Origin of the sequence: uncultured Cellulomonas sp., from assembly GCF_947494015.1 — a bacterium.
In the GTDB taxonomy this organism is placed as follows: domain Bacteria; phylum Actinomycetota; class Actinomycetes; order Actinomycetales; family Cellulomonadaceae; genus Pengzhenrongella.
Genome location: NZ_CANLTL010000006.1, coordinates 197470 through 212297, shown reverse-complemented (window position 1 = coordinate 212297; position 14828 = coordinate 197470). Strand labels below are relative to the sequence as shown.

The following is a 14828-nucleotide window of genomic DNA, read 5'->3' as shown; positions in this document are numbered from 1 at the left end:
CCGGCCCCACGGGGCCGGGTCCTCCACCTGCGCCAGTGCCCAGCCTGCGGGCGCGCGACACGGATCAGTCAGGGCACGTCAGAGCGCGACGACCTTGACGTCGATCTTGGCCGTCACCTCGGGGTGCAGGCGGACCTGCACCGTGTAGTCGCCCAGGGCCTTGATCGGCTGGCCGACCTCGACCTTGCGCTTGTCGACCGCGGGCGCACCGGCGGCCGTGACGGCCTCGGCGATCTCGGTCGTGGTGACCGCACCGAACAGGCGGCCGGCCTCGCCGGACTTGGCGCGCACGACGACGGGCTTGGACTGCAGCGCGTCGCGGATCGCCTTCGCCTCGTCCAGGGTCTCGATCTCCCGGGCCTTGCGGGCCTTGCGGATCGAGCTGACCTGCTTCTCGGCGCCCTTGGACCACGCGGTGGCCAGGCCACGCGGGACGAGGAAGTTACGGGCGTACCCGTCCTTCACCTCGACGACGTCACCGGGGGCACCGAGACCGGTGACCTCGTGGGTCAGGATGAGCTTTGCCATGGGTCCTCCTCCTTCTCAGCGAGCCGACGACGAGTACGGCAGGAGTGCCACCTCGCGCGCGTTCTTGACGGCGCGCGCGATCGCGCGCTGCTCCTGCACGGACACGCCGGTGACGCGGCGGGCGCGGATCTTGCCGCGGTCGGACACGAACTTGCGCAGCAGCGCGGTGTCCTTGTAGTCGACGACGTCGATCTTCGCCGCCTTCAGCGGGTTCTGCTTCTTCTTGGGCTTGCGAACAACGGCCTTGGCCATCGCGGTGCTCCTTGGTGTGAAGTCTTTGGAGCCCGGGGCGTTGCCGTGCCCCGGGATGGGTGATGAAGGATCCGGCGAGGCCGGATCAGAAGGGGGGCTCGTCGGAGTAGCCACCCGACGAGCCACCGGAGGCCGGCGTGGCCCACGGGTCGTCGGCCTGGCCGCCGCCACCGGAGGACGAGCCGCCGCCGAAGCCGCCGCCCCCGCTGTAGCCGCCACCGCCACCGCCGCCGCCACTGCGCTGGGTGCGCGTGACCTTGGCGCTGGCGTAGCGCAGCGAGGGACCGACCTCGTCGACCTGGAGCTCGACCACGGTGCGCTTCTCGCCCTCGCGCGTCTCGTAGGACCGCTGGACCAGCCGGCCGGTGACGATGACGCGCATCCCCTTCGTGAGCGACTCGGCCACGTTCTCGGCCGCCTCACGCCAGATCGAGCAGCGCATGAACAGCGTGTCGCCGTCCTTGAACTCGTTCGCCTGGCGGTCGAACGTGCGCGGCGTGGAGGCCACGGTGAAGTTGGCGACGGCAGCACCCGACGGGGTGAAGCGCAGCTCCGGGTCCCCGGTCAGGTTTCCGATCACCGTGATGACGGTCTCACCAGCCATGCGTGCTCCTCAGGGTGGGCGTGGACGAGAGGGGTCTGGTCGTGGACGGGCCGGCGACGCCTCAGGCGTCGGTGCGCAGGACCTTCGTCCGCAGCACAGCCTCGTTCAGGCCCAGCTGGCGGTCGAGCTCCTTGGCGGTGGCCGGCGTCGCGTGGAAGTCGACGACCGCGTAGATGCCCTCGGACTTCTTCTGGATGTCGTAGGCCAGACGGCGACGACCCCAGATGTCGACCTTGTCGACCGTCCCGCCGTCGCTCTTCACGACGGACAGGTACTTGTCGAGCGAGGGGGCGACGGTGCGCTCCTCGATCTCGGGGTCGAGGATGATCATGATCTCGTACTGACGCATGCGGTGACCCACCTCCTGTGGACTTGTGCGGCCACGGTCTCTCCGTGGCAGGAGGGCATGTTGCGTCGCGGAGCCCGCGGCCCACGTCGATGGCGACGGGGCGGGTGCGGGCACAGCAACCGACCACGATACCGGCTCCCGGGCCGCCGCAGGACCACGGCAGGTGCGCTGTGGATCACGCCCGGCCACCGACGCGCCGAGCCCGCACTGCCCTACCCCTCGGCCGGCCCGCCGTCCGGCGCCTGCCGGGCCGCCTCGGTCTCCTCGCCGTCCCCCGGCCCAGGGTCCGTGCCGCCGTCCGCCGGCGGGGCCGTCGGGGTCGGCGTGGGCGTCGGGCGCGTGGTCGGGCGGGGCGCCGGCGTCGGCGGCCCGCTCGAGACGACCAGCGTCACGGTCGACCCACCGGGCACCGAGCCACCGGCGGGGCTGGCGCTGATCACGCGGCCGGCCGGCACGGTCGCCGACGCCTGCTGGGTGACCGTCGCCGTCAGGCCCACGTTGACCAGCGCCGCCTCGGCGTCGGCCTGGGTGCGGCCGGCCAGGCCGCCGGGGACCGTCACCTCGGCCGGCTCGGTGGGCGTGGGCTCGGGGGTCGGGGTGGGCTCCGGGGTCGGCGTCGGCGTCGGGGTCGGACGCCGGGTCTCGCGGCCGACGTTCGCCCGCTCGGGGAACTGCACGACGGGCGCGTACTCCTCGACCTCGAAGACCTGCGCCATGTAGTCCGCCCACAGCGCGGCCGGCCACGTCCCACCGGTGACCTGCCGGACACCGCGCCCGAAGGGCGTGATGGTCTCCTGGGCCGCGGCGACCGGCGCGTCCGCGGCGGCCTCCGGGTCCGGCACGGCCGGCTGGTACAGGCCCACCGCGGTCGCGATCTGCGGGGTGTAGCCGACGAACCACGCCGACCGGTTCTCGTTCGACGTCCCCGTCTTGCCCGCGATGGGGCGGTTGAGCCGGCCGACCCAGCGCGCGCCCGAGCCGTCGGTGACCACCTTGGTCATGGCGTAGGTCGCGTCGGCCATCACGTCGGCCGAGAAGACCTGCTCGGGCGTCCCGGCGCCCTGGTAGGCGACCGTGCCGTCGGTGAGGTAGGTCGCCTCGCGGATGATGAACGGCGTCGACCGCAGGCCCTGCGCGGCGAAGGTGGCGTACGCGTTCGCGAGGTCCAGCGGGTGCACGGTGTCGGTCCCCAGCACGTTGCCCGGGTTGGTGCCGACCTCGGTGGTGATCCCGGCGCGCTGCGCGACGGCGGCCGTCTTCTCCGGGCCGACGTCCAGGTTGAGCTGGGCGTAGACGGTGTTCACCGACTGCTCGGTGGCCCGCACCAGGTCGATGGTGGGGAAGCTCTCGTCGCCGAAGTTCTCCAGCTCCCCGCCCCAGCCCTCGGGCTCCATCGGGCTGTAGCCGGGGTAGCGCGTGGTGAGCGGGATGCCGTCCTCCAGGGCGGCGACGAGGGCGAAGGGCTTGAAGGTCGAGCCGCCCTGCGCGGCGCCCTGCGTCGCGTTGTTGAACGGCTGGCTGAGGAAGTCCGGACCGCCGTACAGCGCGACGATGGCGCCGTCGGCCGGGTCGATCGACACGATGCCGGCGCGCAGGTTCTCCGCCGGGGCCTCGCCGGCCAGGGTGCCGTCCATGAGCGACGTCGCCGACGCCACGGCGGCGTCCTGCAGCGGCTTCTTCACGGTGGTGACGACCTTGAGCCCCGCCGTGTCGATCTGCTCGTCGGTGAAGCCGGCGCGCTCGCGCAGCTCGCGGCGGACCATGTCCAGCAGGTACCCCTGCGGGCCGCCGTAGGTGTCGCCGGTCTTCAGCGGGACGGTCTCGGGGAAGGTCTGCGCGGCGCGCTCCTCGGCGGTGATCCAGCCGTCCTCGACCATGAGGTCCAGCACCCGGTTCCACCGCTGCTCGGCGCGCTGGGGGTCGACCAGCGGGTCCCAGTTGGACGGTGACGGGATGATGCCGGCGATCAGGGCGGCCTGGGAGATCGTCAGGTCCGCGGCGTCCACGCCGAAGTACGCCCGGGCGGCCGCCTGGATGCCGTAGGTCCCCCGGCCCAGGTAGATCGTGTTGAGGTAGTTGCCGAGGACCTGCTCCTTGTCCTCGCTCTGGCCGATCTTGATCGCCAGCAACGCCTCTCGGGCCTTGCCGACGTAGTCGGTCGTCGTCTGGCCGGCGTAGTAGCGCTCGGCGTACTGCTGGGTGATGGTCGACCCGCCCTGGGTCGCGCCGCCGCGCAGGTTGTTGATCAGGGCGCGGGCCATCCCGGTGGGCGAGACGCCCGCGTTCTCGTAGAAGGTGCGGTCCTCGGAGGCGACGACGGCGTGCCCGACGTGGTCGGGCAGCGTGGCGATGTCCACGATCTCGCGCTGCTGGCTGGCGAAGGTGCCCATCTCGGTGACGCCGTCGGCGTAGAACACCCGGGTCGTCTGGGCCTGGGCGAACTCGTCCGGCTCGGGGATGCTGGTCATCGCGTACGCGGCGACCAGCAGCCCGACGCCCACGAGGCCGAGGGCCAGCACCGAGCCGAGGACCACGCGCCAGGACGGCAGCCACCGGCGCAGACCCCGCCGGTTCCACCGGGGGTAGCCCAGCACCTGACGCCGGCCCGTCGTCGCGCGCCGACCGGACGACGACCCGGCGGCCGTCCGCCGGGCGACCGGGGTCCTGCTCGGGGTGTTCCCGCGTGCCACGTGCTGCCCTCCGCCGACGACCTGGTGCGTGTGCCGGTCCGCCGACGTGCAGGCTCGCGGACCGGGCGGCCTCAGTATGCGTGACCGGCACCCACCCACCAGGGGGCTGCGACCCACCGGGCGTCCCCTTCACACGATCGCCACCGGTCCGCCGCCGCGCCTCCCGGCGCGGCGTGTTGCGGGTCACCTCGAACCGGGCCTAGCCTGCTCGATGTATCGCACCGATACATCGAGTCCACGGACGCGACCGGACGAGCGGGGAGGAGCACCGCGTGCGCGGACGTTCCGACGTGCTCGAGCCGGCGATCCTCGGCCTGCTGCACGAGACGCCCATGCACGGGTACGAGCTGCGCAAGCGGCTCAACCTGGTCCTCGGGTCGTTCCGGGCGCTGTCGTACGGGTCGCTCTACCCGTGCCTGAAGACGCTGGTCGCCCGCGGCTGGATCGCCGGCGAGGAGTCGCCCGCGGCGCCGCCGCACGCGCTGTCGGGCAAGCGGGCACGGATCGTCTACCACCTGACGGCCGCGGGCAAGGAGCACTTCCAGGGGATCCTGGCGTCCTCCGGACCGGCGTCCTGGGAGGACGAGAACTTCGACGTCCGGTTCGCGTTCTTCGCGCAGACCGACGCCGAGACCCGGCTTCGGATCCTCGAGGGCCGGCGGTCGCGGCTGACCGAGCGGCTGGAGACGGTCCGCCAGTCGTTCCACCGGACCCGCGAGCGCATGGACGAGTACACCCTCGAGCTCCAGCGTCACGGGCTCGAGCAGGTCGAGCGCGAGGTCCGCTGGCTCGACGGCCTCATCGACAACGAGCGGGGCGTCCGTCCCGCTCGCCCCACCGGCACCGACCGTCCGGTCGATGCCGACCACGCCGAGGGCGCGCCGCGTCCCGGCTCTGAACTGAAGGAGCGAGGATGACCTCCATCCGCGTCGCCATCGTCGGCGTCGGCAACTGTGCCTCGTCGCTGGTCCAGGGCGTGCACTTCTATGCCGACGCGGACCCGTCCGCGTCCGTGCCCGGGCTCATGCACGTGAAGTTCGGGGACTACCACGTCTCCGACCTCGAGTTCGTCGCGGCGTTCGACGTCGACGCGAAGAAGGTCGGCTTCGACCTGTCCGAGGCCATCACCGCGAGCGAGAACAACACGATCAAGATCGCCGACGTCCCGCCGCTGGGCGTCACGGTGCAGCGGGGGCCGACGCTGGACGGCATCGGCAAGTACTACGCGCAGACGATCGAGCAGTCCGAGGCGGAGCCGGTCGACGTCGTCGCCGCGCTGCGCGAGGCCCGGGTCGACGTGCTGGTCTGCTACCTGCCGGTGGGCTCGGAGGACGCGGCGAAGTTCTACGCGCAGTGCGCGATCGACGCGGGGGTCGCCTTCGTCAACGCGCTGCCGGTGTTCATCGCCTCCGACCCGGAGTGGGCCGCGAAGTTCGAGGCCGCCGGGGTGCCCATCGTCGGCGACGACATCAAGTCCCAGGTGGGCGCGACCATCACCCACCGGGTGCTCGCGAAGCTGTTCGAGGACCGCGGCGTCGTGCTGGACCGGACCTACCAGCTCAACGTCGGCGGCAACATGGACTTCAAGAACATGCTCGAGCGGGACCGCCTGGAGTCCAAGAAGCTGTCCAAGACGCAGGCCGTCACCTCCAACATCGACGACGGTCCGCTGGCCGGCAAGAAGGAGGACCGCAACGTCCACATCGGCCCGTCGGACTACGTCGCCTGGCTCGACGACCGCAAGTGGGCGTACGTGCGCCTCGAGGGCCGCGCCTTCGGTGAGGTCCCGCTCAACCTGGAGTACAAGCTCGAGGTCTGGGACTCCCCGAACTCGGCCGGGATCATCATCGACGCCGTCCGCGCGGCGAAGATCGCCCTCGACCGCGGCGTCGGGGGCCCGATCGTCTCCGCCTCGACGTACTTCATGAAGTCCCCGCCGGTGCAGATGGAGGACACGGCCGGCCGCGCCCAGCTCGAGGCCTTCATCGCCGGCGCTGCGGAGCGCTGACCCACCCACCCATCCCCCCACCGAGTGCGACGTTCCGGACCGTTGGCGACACCTGAACGGTCCAGGACGTCGCACTCGGCAGGCGGGCGTTCCCGGGGGGACGGCGAGGGATGGCGAAGGCCGGGACGGACGGTCCGCGGCCCGCGCGTAGCCTGACGGGCGTGCACGTCATCACGGAGCTGCGCCGGCTCCTGCGGCTCGAGGGCTTCCGGCGCCTGTTCGCCGTCCGCCTGGTCAGCCAGGCCGGCGACGGCATGTTCCAGGTCGGTCTGGCGACCCTGTTCTTCTTCTCCCCGGAGAGCGCCGGCACCGCCACCGGGGTGGCCGCCGCGTTCGCCGTCCTGCTGCTGCCGTTCACGGTGGTGGGCCCGTGGGCCGGAGTCCTGCTCGACCGCTGGCGTCGCCGCCAGGTCCTGCTGGTCGGCAACCTGGTGCGGGTCGCCATCACGCTGGTGCTGTCCGCCCTGCTGCTCACGCAGGGCGTGGGACCGGCCGTCTACGTGCTGGCGCTGGTCAACCTCTCCATCAACCGGTTCCTGCTCTCGGCGCTGTCCGCCGGACTGCCGCGGGTGGTGGACGGTCCGCTGCTGCTCACCGCCAACTCCCTGACCCCCACGCTGGGGGCCGGGGCGGCGTTCGTCGGCGGCGGGCTCGGTCTGGTCCTCGGGCTCGTGCTCGAGCCCGGCCGGGCCAAGGACGCGGCCGTGCTGCTCGGCGCCGCGCTGCTGTTCGCCGCGGCGTCCGGGCTGGCCACCCGGATGGCGGCCGGTCTGCTCGGTCCCGAGCACCCCGCCGACGGCCAGGCGCTGCGCCGGGAGCTGCGCGACCTCGCCCGGGGGCTGGTGGATGGGGCCCGGCACCTGCTGGCGCGTCGCACGCCGGCTCGTGCGCTGGGGGTCATGGCCGTCCACCGGTTCCTGTACGGCGTCGTCTTCATCGCCGCGATCCTCATGTCGCGCAACCTGCTCGCCGGCCCCGGCCAGGAGGGCCTCGCGGTGTTCGGGCTGGTCCTGGCGGTGCTGGCGATCGGCTCCGCGGTCGCCGTCGTGCTCACCCCGGTGCTCGGCCAGCGGACCGGCCCGCACCGGTGGATCGTGCTGTGCCTGCTGCTCGCTGCGATCAGCCAGGGCCTGCTGGTGGTCACCAGCGCCCTGCCCGCCGTCCTGGCCGGCGCGGGCCTGCTCGGCCTGGCCGCCCAGGGCGCCAAGATCGCGATCGACACGATCGTCCAGCGGGACACCGCCGACGCCTACCGGGGTCGGGCGTTCGCGCTCTACGACGTCCTGTACAACGCGGCGTTCGTCGGCGCCGCGGCGCTCGCCGCCCTCGCGCTGCCTGACGCCGGCTACTCGCGCGCGGTGTTCGCCGGGCTGGGGGTGGCCTACGTCGTGGTGGCGGTCGCCTACCGCGCCGGTGCACGACGGGACGCGGCGGTGGCCACCGTCAGCGGGCCTCTTCCGTCGCCGCCGTCCCCGGCGGCTCGCTGACCGTCACGATCTCCCACTCGGCGACCGGGCCCGGCACCACGTGGAACAGCGGGTGCGCGTCCGGCACGACCACGTCCGCCCACAGCTTCCCGATCTCCGGGCTGCGGACGGTCAGCTTGGCCCGCAGGTGCTCCCACTCGTAGGCCAGCTGCCCGTCGGTCACCTCCAGCCGGAGGTCCGGCACGGCGGCGCCGAGCACCAGCGTGCGGTCGAAGGTGTAGCCGCGGCGGGTGGCCTCGTCGACCACGCCGTGCAGGTAGGTCGAGATGGCCGGGCCGGCGCCGTCGTCGGGCACGACGTCGAGCGCGGTGCCGCGCGCATGGCGGCCCGGCGTCAGACCCGGGGCCGGGGCGACGTGGGCGCCGGAGCCCTCACCGCCGGGCACCGGCTCGCTCATCGCGGCGCCGTCACCGGCCGCCCGGAACCGGCGCAGCTGGGGGTGGTTGCGGTAGCCCTTGGTGGTCCCGGTCAGCACCTTCTGGACGAGCAGGCCCTCACGCCAGCACGCCGTCAGGCCCTGCCGGTCCAGGTACCCCGGATGTACCGACCAGATCCTCATGGGGCGCCGTCGGACTCCGGCTGGTCGGCCCACCACCGCAGCAGCGCGGCGCGGGCCGAGTCCGCGTCCAGGGGCCCCTGGTCGAGCCGGACCTCGAGCAGGTGCTTGTACGCCCGCCCCACCACGGGGCCCGGCGAGATGCCGAGGATCGCCATGATCTGCTGCCCGTCGAGGTCGGGACGGATGGCCGCGAGCTCCTCCTGCTCCCGCAGCGCCGCGATCCGCGCCTCGAGGTCGTCGTAGGCCGCTGACAGCCGCTGCGCCTTGCGCCGGTTGCGGGTGGTGCAGTCCGAGCGGGTCAGCCGGTGCAGGCGCTCGAGCAGGGGACCGGCGTCGGTGACGTACCGGCGCACGGCCGAGTCCGTCCACGCACCCTCGCCGTACCCGTGGAACCGCAGGTGCAGCTCGGTGAGCCGTGCGACCGCCTGCACCGTCTCCTTGTCGAACCGCAGCGCACGCAGCCGGCGCGCGGCGAGCTTGGCGCCCACGACCTCGTGGTGGTGGAAGCTCACGCCGCCGCCCGCCTCGAAGCGACGGGTGCCGGGCTTGCCGATGTCGTGCAGCAGGGCCGCCAGGCGCAGGACGAGGTCCGGACCGGGGACGGGCCCGTCCGGCCCGGTCTCCAGCGCGATCGCCTGGTCCAGCACGGTCAGGGAGTGCTCGTACACGTCCTTGTGCCGGTGGTGCTCGTCGATCTCCAGGCGCAGCGCCGGCAGCTCGGGCAGCACGTGGTCGGCCAGCCCGAGCTCGACCAGCGCGCGGATGCCGGGGCGCGGCGTCGGCGACAGCAGCAGCTTGACCAATTCGTCGCGCACCCGCTCGGCCGAGACGATCGTGATGCGCTCGGCCATCTCCGTCGCCGCGGCGGCGGCGTCCGGGTCGATCCGGAAGCCCAGCTGGGCGGCGAACCGGGCGGCGCGCATCATCCGCAACGGGTCGTCGTCGAAGGACTGGCGCGCCGTGACCGGCGTGCGCAGCGTCCCCGCTGCGAGGTCCGCCAGCCCGTCGAACGGGTCCACGAAGCTCAGGTCCGGCAGCCGCACCGCCATCGCGTTGACGGTGAAGTCGCGCCGGGACAGGTCGCCCTCGAGGGAGTCGCCCCAGACGACCTCAGGCTTGCGCGACGACGGGTCGTACGCGTCGGTGCGGTAGGTGGTCACCTCGACCACCACCTCGCGAGGCCCCGGCTGACGCCGCATCGCGCCGATCGTGCCGAACGCCTTGCCGATGTCCCAGTGCGCGTCGCCCCAGGACCGCAGCAGGGCCTCCGTCTGGTCCGGAGTGGCCGACGTCGCGAAGTCCAGGTCCGCGCTCACCCGACCCAGGAACGCGTCCCGCACCGGACCGCCCACCAGGGCCAGCTCGTGGCCCGCCGCGCGGAAGATCTCGCCGAGCTCCAGCGCCGCCGGCGCCAGGTCGGCGAGGACGCCGAGGGCCCGCCGCTGCAGGGCCGCGAGCGCGGCCGGGTCGGCGCCCGCCTCGCTGGGGTCGGGCGCACCGTCGGGGTGGTTCTCGGTCCGGGACACGACGTCCAAGCCTGCCAGAGGTCGTGGTGCGCCGTGCCGCGGGCCGGCAGCGACCCGCCGCGGACGCCGCCGTCGTCGGGTCCGGGCAGGCCGGCGCCCGAGCTGGAGTCGGGGCGAGTGCCGCGCCACCTGTCGTTACAGTGGCGGTCATGTCCAGCCCAGCGCCGAAGCCGCGCCCGCCGGGCGTGCCTGCGCCCCCGGGCGGACATGCGCTGCGGATCGACCCGGCGGCGTTGCGGCCCGCGGCGCTCCCGCTGCCCGTGGTCGACGAGACCTCGGCCGGCGGCCTGGTCGTCAGCCAGCGCCACGGCGTGCACCACGCCGCCGTGATCGCGCGCCGCAACCGGGCCGGTCGGCTGGAGTGGTGCCTGCCCAAGGGCCACCTGGAGGGTGCCGAGACCCCCGAGCAGGCAGCGGTCCGGGAGATCGCCGAGGAGACCGGCATCGAGGGACGCATCCTGCGGCGGCTCGGCGTGATCGACTACTGGTTCACCGGGGACGACCGCCGGGTGCACAAGGTCGTGCACCACTTCCTGCTCGGCGCGGTCGGCGGCCACCTCACCGTGGAGGGCGACCCGGACAGCGAGGCCGAGGACGCCGAGTGGGTGGCGCTCGCCGACCTGTCCCACCGCCTGGCCTACCCGAACGAACGGCGCCTCGCGGAGGCGGCGCGGCTCGTCCTCCTCAGCGGAGCATGACCGCCCGCCGTCACCCGCACCCGACCCGGCCCGCCGCCGCGTTGCCCGTCGTCCTGGGCGCGCTCTGCGCGCTGCTCGGGGTGCTGGGAGCCGGGCTGCTCGGCCCGCTCGCGGTGCCGGCCGCCGCGAGCACCACGCCGTCACCCGGACCCGGCCGCTCCGCCGCGGCCGGTCCTCGCGACGGCGCCGCGGGGGACCTCGCCGAGGAGGGCGACGAGGCCGACGACGGCGCGGCCGAGCTGCGCATCACCCAGGTGTCCCCGCAGGTCGTCCGGCCTGCCGACGAGCTCGTCGTACGTGCCACCGTGCGCAACGACACCGACGACACCCTGAAGTCCCCGCAGGTGAGCCTGCGGATCAGCCGGTTCCTGCAGTCCACCCGCAGCTCGCTGGAGCGCTGGGCCGACCTGCCGCTCGACGGCACCGCCGGGACCCCGCTCGAGCCCACGCAGTCCCTCGGGCCGCTGGCGCCCGGCCAGAGCGCGGAGGTCGAGCTGCGCGTGCCGGCCTCCGACCTGCGGCTGTCCACGGCCGACAGCGCCTGGGGACCGCGCGGCATCTCGGTGGTGCTGGCCGACGGCGGCCGACGGGAGGCGGTCGTGCGCACCTTCCTGGTCTGGCGGCCGACCGAGGAGCCGGTCACACCGACGCGCCTGAGCGTGCTCGTCCCGATCACCGGTGGACCGGTCGACCCGACGGCGACGACCGGGCCCACCGGGGACGGGACGGACCCGGGCGAGGCGGCCACCGCCGTCGTCGGGGCACCCACCGCCGACGACGTCGACCGGTTGGACGCGGCGCTGCAGGCCACCGCCGGCCGGCCCGGGGTGACGTGGGCGGTCGACCCCGCCCTGCTCGCCGCGGCGCGTGCCGCCGCGGACGGCTCGCCCGCACGCCGCTGGGTCGACGCGCTGACCGAGCAGGCCACCGGTCGGGAGGTGGTCGCGCTGCCGGCCGGTGACCCCGACGTCGCCGCGCTCGCGCACGCCGACAGCGCCGCCGCCGACGCGCTGCTCGCCGACGCCGTCACCGCGGCAGCCGGGACGCAGGACCCCGTGCTCGGTGCCACCGGCGCCACCGGCCTCGCGTGGCCGGCCGGCGTGTCCCCGGACGTCGACACCGCGATCCTCGCGGCGCGGACCGGCGCGACGTCGCTCGTCGTGGACGGTGCGGCGCTGCCTCCCGAGGAGCTGACGTACACACCCACCGGGCGCGCGAGCGTCGCCACCACCGACGGGACGCTGGCCGCGCTGGTGACCGACCCGGTGCTCACCGCGCAGCTCGAGGACCCGACCGGGACCACGGCGGCCACGGCGGCCCAGCGGGTGCTCGCCGAGACCGCCGTCGTGACCCGCGAGCGACCCAACGACGGTCGCCACCTCCTGGTCGCCGTCGACCGCGGCTGGGCGCCCGACCCGGCCGTCGCAGCAGCCCAGCTCGCCGCGCTGGACGCCGCGCCGTGGGTCGAGCTCAGCGACGTGTCCACCCTGGCCGCCACCGTCGACCCCGAGGTGGACCGGCCGGCGCTGCCGGCACGGGCGGTCTCGGAGGCGGAGATCGCGCCCGGGGACGTCGCCGCGCTGCAGCGTGCCCGGGCCGAGCTCGCCGGCTTCGCCGCGATCGTCCCCGACCCGGCCGCGCTCCTGACCGGCGTCGACGAGGCCGTGCGCGCTCCGCTCTCGGTCGCCTGGCGCGACGACCCGGTCCAGCGGTCGGGCGTCGTCGACGACGTCGTCGCCGACCTGGCCGCCCGACGGTCCGGCGTCTCGGTGGTCACCGGCAGCGACCTCAGCCTCATCTCCCAGACGGGCCTGTTCCCGCTGGGACTGCGCAACGAGCTCTCGCAGGAGGTGACCGTCCAGGTCGCCGTCGACCCCGCGAGCCCGCTGCTGGTGATCGACGGGGCGCAGACGGTCACCATCCCGCCGAGCAGCGAGATGCAGGTGCGGGTGCCGTTCCGTGCGGTCGGCAGCGGTGACGTGCGGGTCGCCGTCTCGCTGCTGACCCCCGGCGGGGCGCCGCTCGGCCCACCCCAGCAGTTCACCGTCCGCGTCCACGCCGACTGGGAGAACGTCGGGACCGCCGTGGTCGCCGGGTTGCTCGGGATCGCGCTGGTGGTCGGCATCATCCGCACCATCCGCCGCGGCCAGACGGCCAAGCGTGGACCCGGTGCCGTGCCCGTCTCGGAGCTCGCGCGACTGCCCGAGGAGTCCTCATGACCACCGTCCCGCCCAGCGAGGGACCGGTCCCGGAGACGGCGCCCGCGCACCCCGCGCCGGACGCCCTCGCCGGATCCGGCGCCCGCCCCCCGAGCGGCCCACCGAGCAGCCCACCGAGCAGCCCGGCCCCTGACGGCGGCACGTCCGGGACCCCGGCGCGCCCCTCCGGCGGGCTCGGCCGTAGCGCCGCGGTCATGGCGGCCGGCACCGCCGTCTCCCGCGTGCTCGGCATCGTCCGCGGCGCGATGCTGGTCGCCGCCGTCGGCACCACCGGACTGGCCGCGAACTCGTTCGACCTCGCCAACAAGCTGCCGAACATCGCCGTGATGCTGCTGGCGACCGGGATGCTCAACGCCGTCCTGGTGCCCCAGGTCGTCCGCGCGTACACGACGGCACGCGGCGAGGAGTACGTCAACCGGATCATCACGCTCGGTGCGGCGTTGCTGCTCGGGGTGACGGTGCTGCTCACCGCGGGCGGCGGGCTGCTGGTGCGCCTGTACAGCGACACCGCGAGCGGGGCTCAGCTGCGCGTGCTGGCGACCGCCTTCGCGCTGTGGTGCCTGCCGCAGGTCTTCTTCTACGGGATGTACACGCTGCTCGGCCAGGTGCTCAACGCGCGGGGCAGCTTCGGTCCGTTCATGTGGGCGCCCGTGGTGAACAACGTCGTCGCGATCGCCGGCCTCGCGGTCTTCCTCGGCCTGTTCGGCCCGTTCCACGCCGACCTGGCGCCGGCGGACCTGGAATGGTGGACGCCCGCCCGGATCGCGCTGCTCGGCGGCACGGCGACGCTGGGCGTCGTGTGCCAGGCGGCCGTGCTGGTCTGGCCGCTGCGACGGATCGGCTTCCGGTACCGGCCGCGCTGGGGCCTGCGCGGGTCCGGCCTGGGCAGTGCCGGGCGCGTGGCCGGCTGGACGTTCGCCGCGCTCGCCGTGGGGCAGGTCGGCTTCCTGGTCGCGACCCAGGTGATGACCGCGGCCGACCGGACCGCGCAGACTCTGGCCGACGGCCGGGTGGTGGTCGCCGGCAACGCCGTCTACACCGCCGCGTTCACCCTCTACATGCTGCCGCACTCGCTGGTGACCGTCTCGCTGCTGACGGCGCTGTTCACCCGGCTGTCCACGCACGCGGCGCACGAGGACACCGACGGCGTCCGGGCCGACTTCTCCCACGGTGCACGCACCATCGGCGTCTTCACGCTGTTCGCGACGGCCGCGCTGGCCGTGCTCGCGCTGCCGGTGCTGCGGCTGGTGCTGCCCACGCAGTCGGTGGCGGAGGCCTCGGCGACCGTCCCGGTGGTCGTGGCGCTGACCTTCGGCGTCGCGGCGCTCGGCACCTGGTCGCTGTGCCAGCGGGTCTTCTACGCCTTCGAGGACGCCCGCTCGCTGTTCGGGATCCAGGTCGCGATGGCGGTCGTGGTCGCCGGTGGCTCCGTGCTGTCCCGCGCGGTCCTCGAGCCGTGGTGGTGGGTGACCGGGATCGCCGCCGCGATGTCGGTCTCGCACGTCGTGGGCACCGTCCTGGCGGTCGGCGGGCTGCGGCGGCGGATCGGTCGGCTCGGCACCGCCCGGATCGTGCGGCTGTACGTGCGGGCGGGGCTCGCCGCGGCGATCGCGGGCGGCGTGGGCTGGACGATCGTGCTCGCGGTGGGCGCCCTGCCCGACGACGCCGGCGACGCGCTGATGGGCGTCGGCATGCTGCGGGCCGCGCTGCTGTGCGCTGCCGCCGGTCTGGCCATGCTGGTCGTCTACGGGCTCCTGCTCCGGGCCATGCGGGTGCGCGAGCTGTCCGACCTGACCGGCCCGCTCCTGCGGCGGCTGGGCCGACGGCGGGGGTGACCGGCGGCCACCGGGCCTGACGGACCTCGCCGATCGACGCGGCCGATCGGCGAGGCTGACCGGGTCCGGCCGG

At 74.2% G+C, this 14828-nt stretch carries 13 protein-coding genes; 6 read left to right on the top strand and 7 right to left on the bottom strand.

What is annotated here, in order from left to right:
* Positions 1 to 78: 78 nt before the first annotated feature.
* The 5 genes from rplI to Q0840_RS09085 all read right to left on the bottom strand — a co-directional run bounded on the left by rplI (position 79) and on the right by Q0840_RS09085 (position 4423).
* Complete coding sequence (rplI, locus tag Q0840_RS09105; protein WP_298458982.1) at positions 79 to 528, bottom strand: 50S ribosomal protein L9; 450 nt, start codon at positions 526 to 528, stop codon at positions 79 to 81.
* 15 nt (positions 529 to 543) lie between these two features.
* Positions 544 to 780: a 30S ribosomal protein S18 gene (gene rpsR, locus Q0840_RS09100; RefSeq protein ID WP_146898683.1), complete on the bottom strand. Its 237-nt coding sequence runs from the start codon at positions 778 to 780 to the stop codon at positions 544 to 546.
* Between the two features lie 85 nt (positions 781 to 865).
* On the bottom strand, positions 866 to 1384 hold the full coding sequence (locus Q0840_RS09095; protein WP_298458979.1) for a single-stranded DNA-binding protein: 519 nt from the start codon (positions 1382 to 1384) through the stop codon (positions 866 to 868).
* A gap of 61 nt (positions 1385 to 1445) precedes the next feature.
* Positions 1446 to 1733, bottom strand: a complete 288-nt coding sequence (gene rpsF, locus Q0840_RS09090) for a 30S ribosomal protein S6 (RefSeq protein WP_298458977.1) — start codon at positions 1731 to 1733, stop codon at positions 1446 to 1448.
* 212 nt (positions 1734 to 1945) lie between these two features.
* Positions 1946 to 4423, bottom strand: a complete 2478-nt coding sequence (locus Q0840_RS09085) for a penicillin-binding protein (RefSeq protein ID WP_298458975.1) — start codon at positions 4421 to 4423, stop codon at positions 1946 to 1948.
* A gap of 272 nt (positions 4424 to 4695) precedes the next feature.
* Between Q0840_RS09085 and Q0840_RS09080 the strand changes: the two genes are divergently transcribed.
* From Q0840_RS09080 to Q0840_RS09070, 3 genes are all read left to right on the top strand, one after another.
* On the top strand, positions 4696 to 5340 hold the full coding sequence (locus tag Q0840_RS09080) for a PadR family transcriptional regulator (protein WP_298458973.1): 645 nt from the start codon (positions 4696 to 4698) through the stop codon (positions 5338 to 5340).
* Complete coding sequence (locus Q0840_RS09075; RefSeq protein WP_298458971.1) at positions 5337 to 6431, top strand: inositol-3-phosphate synthase; 1095 nt, start codon at positions 5337 to 5339, stop codon at positions 6429 to 6431. The genes Q0840_RS09080 and Q0840_RS09075 overlap by 4 nt, the downstream gene beginning before the upstream one ends.
* Before the next feature lie 152 nt (positions 6432 to 6583).
* A complete protein-coding gene (locus tag Q0840_RS09070) occupies positions 6584 to 7918 on the top strand; it encodes an MFS transporter (protein WP_298459088.1) in 1335 nt (444 codons plus the stop codon).
* Here Q0840_RS09070 and Q0840_RS09065 read toward each other — a convergent pair.
* Both Q0840_RS09065 and Q0840_RS09060 read right to left on the bottom strand, forming a co-directional pair.
* Complete coding sequence (locus tag Q0840_RS09065; protein WP_298458968.1) at positions 7875 to 8477, bottom strand: pyrimidine dimer DNA glycosylase/endonuclease V; 603 nt, start codon at positions 8475 to 8477, stop codon at positions 7875 to 7877. The two genes, Q0840_RS09070 and Q0840_RS09065, sit on opposite strands and share 44 nt — an antisense overlap.
* The gene (locus tag Q0840_RS09060; protein ID WP_298459086.1) at positions 8474 to 9925 is read right to left on the bottom strand and encodes a CCA tRNA nucleotidyltransferase; all 1452 of its coding nucleotides are present in this window, start codon (positions 9923 to 9925) and stop codon (positions 8474 to 8476) included. The genes Q0840_RS09065 and Q0840_RS09060 overlap by 4 nt, the downstream gene beginning before the upstream one ends.
* 227 nt (positions 9926 to 10152) lie before the next feature.
* Between Q0840_RS09060 and Q0840_RS09055 the strand changes: the two genes are divergently transcribed.
* The 3 genes from Q0840_RS09055 to murJ are packed head-to-tail and all read left to right on the top strand — an operon-like array spanning position 10153 to position 14755.
* On the top strand, positions 10153 to 10701 hold the full coding sequence (locus Q0840_RS09055) for an NUDIX hydrolase (protein WP_298458966.1): 549 nt from the start codon (positions 10153 to 10155) through the stop codon (positions 10699 to 10701).
* Positions 10698 to 12920, top strand: a complete 2223-nt coding sequence (locus Q0840_RS09050; RefSeq protein ID WP_298458963.1) for a DUF6049 family protein — start codon at positions 10698 to 10700, stop codon at positions 12918 to 12920. The genes Q0840_RS09055 and Q0840_RS09050 overlap by 4 nt, the downstream gene beginning before the upstream one ends.
* Positions 12917 to 14755: a murein biosynthesis integral membrane protein MurJ gene (murJ, locus tag Q0840_RS09045; protein ID WP_298458961.1), complete on the top strand. Its 1839-nt coding sequence runs from the start codon at positions 12917 to 12919 to the stop codon at positions 14753 to 14755. Before Q0840_RS09050 ends, murJ begins: the two co-directional genes overlap by 4 nt.
* Positions 14756 to 14828 lie beyond the last annotated feature (73 nt).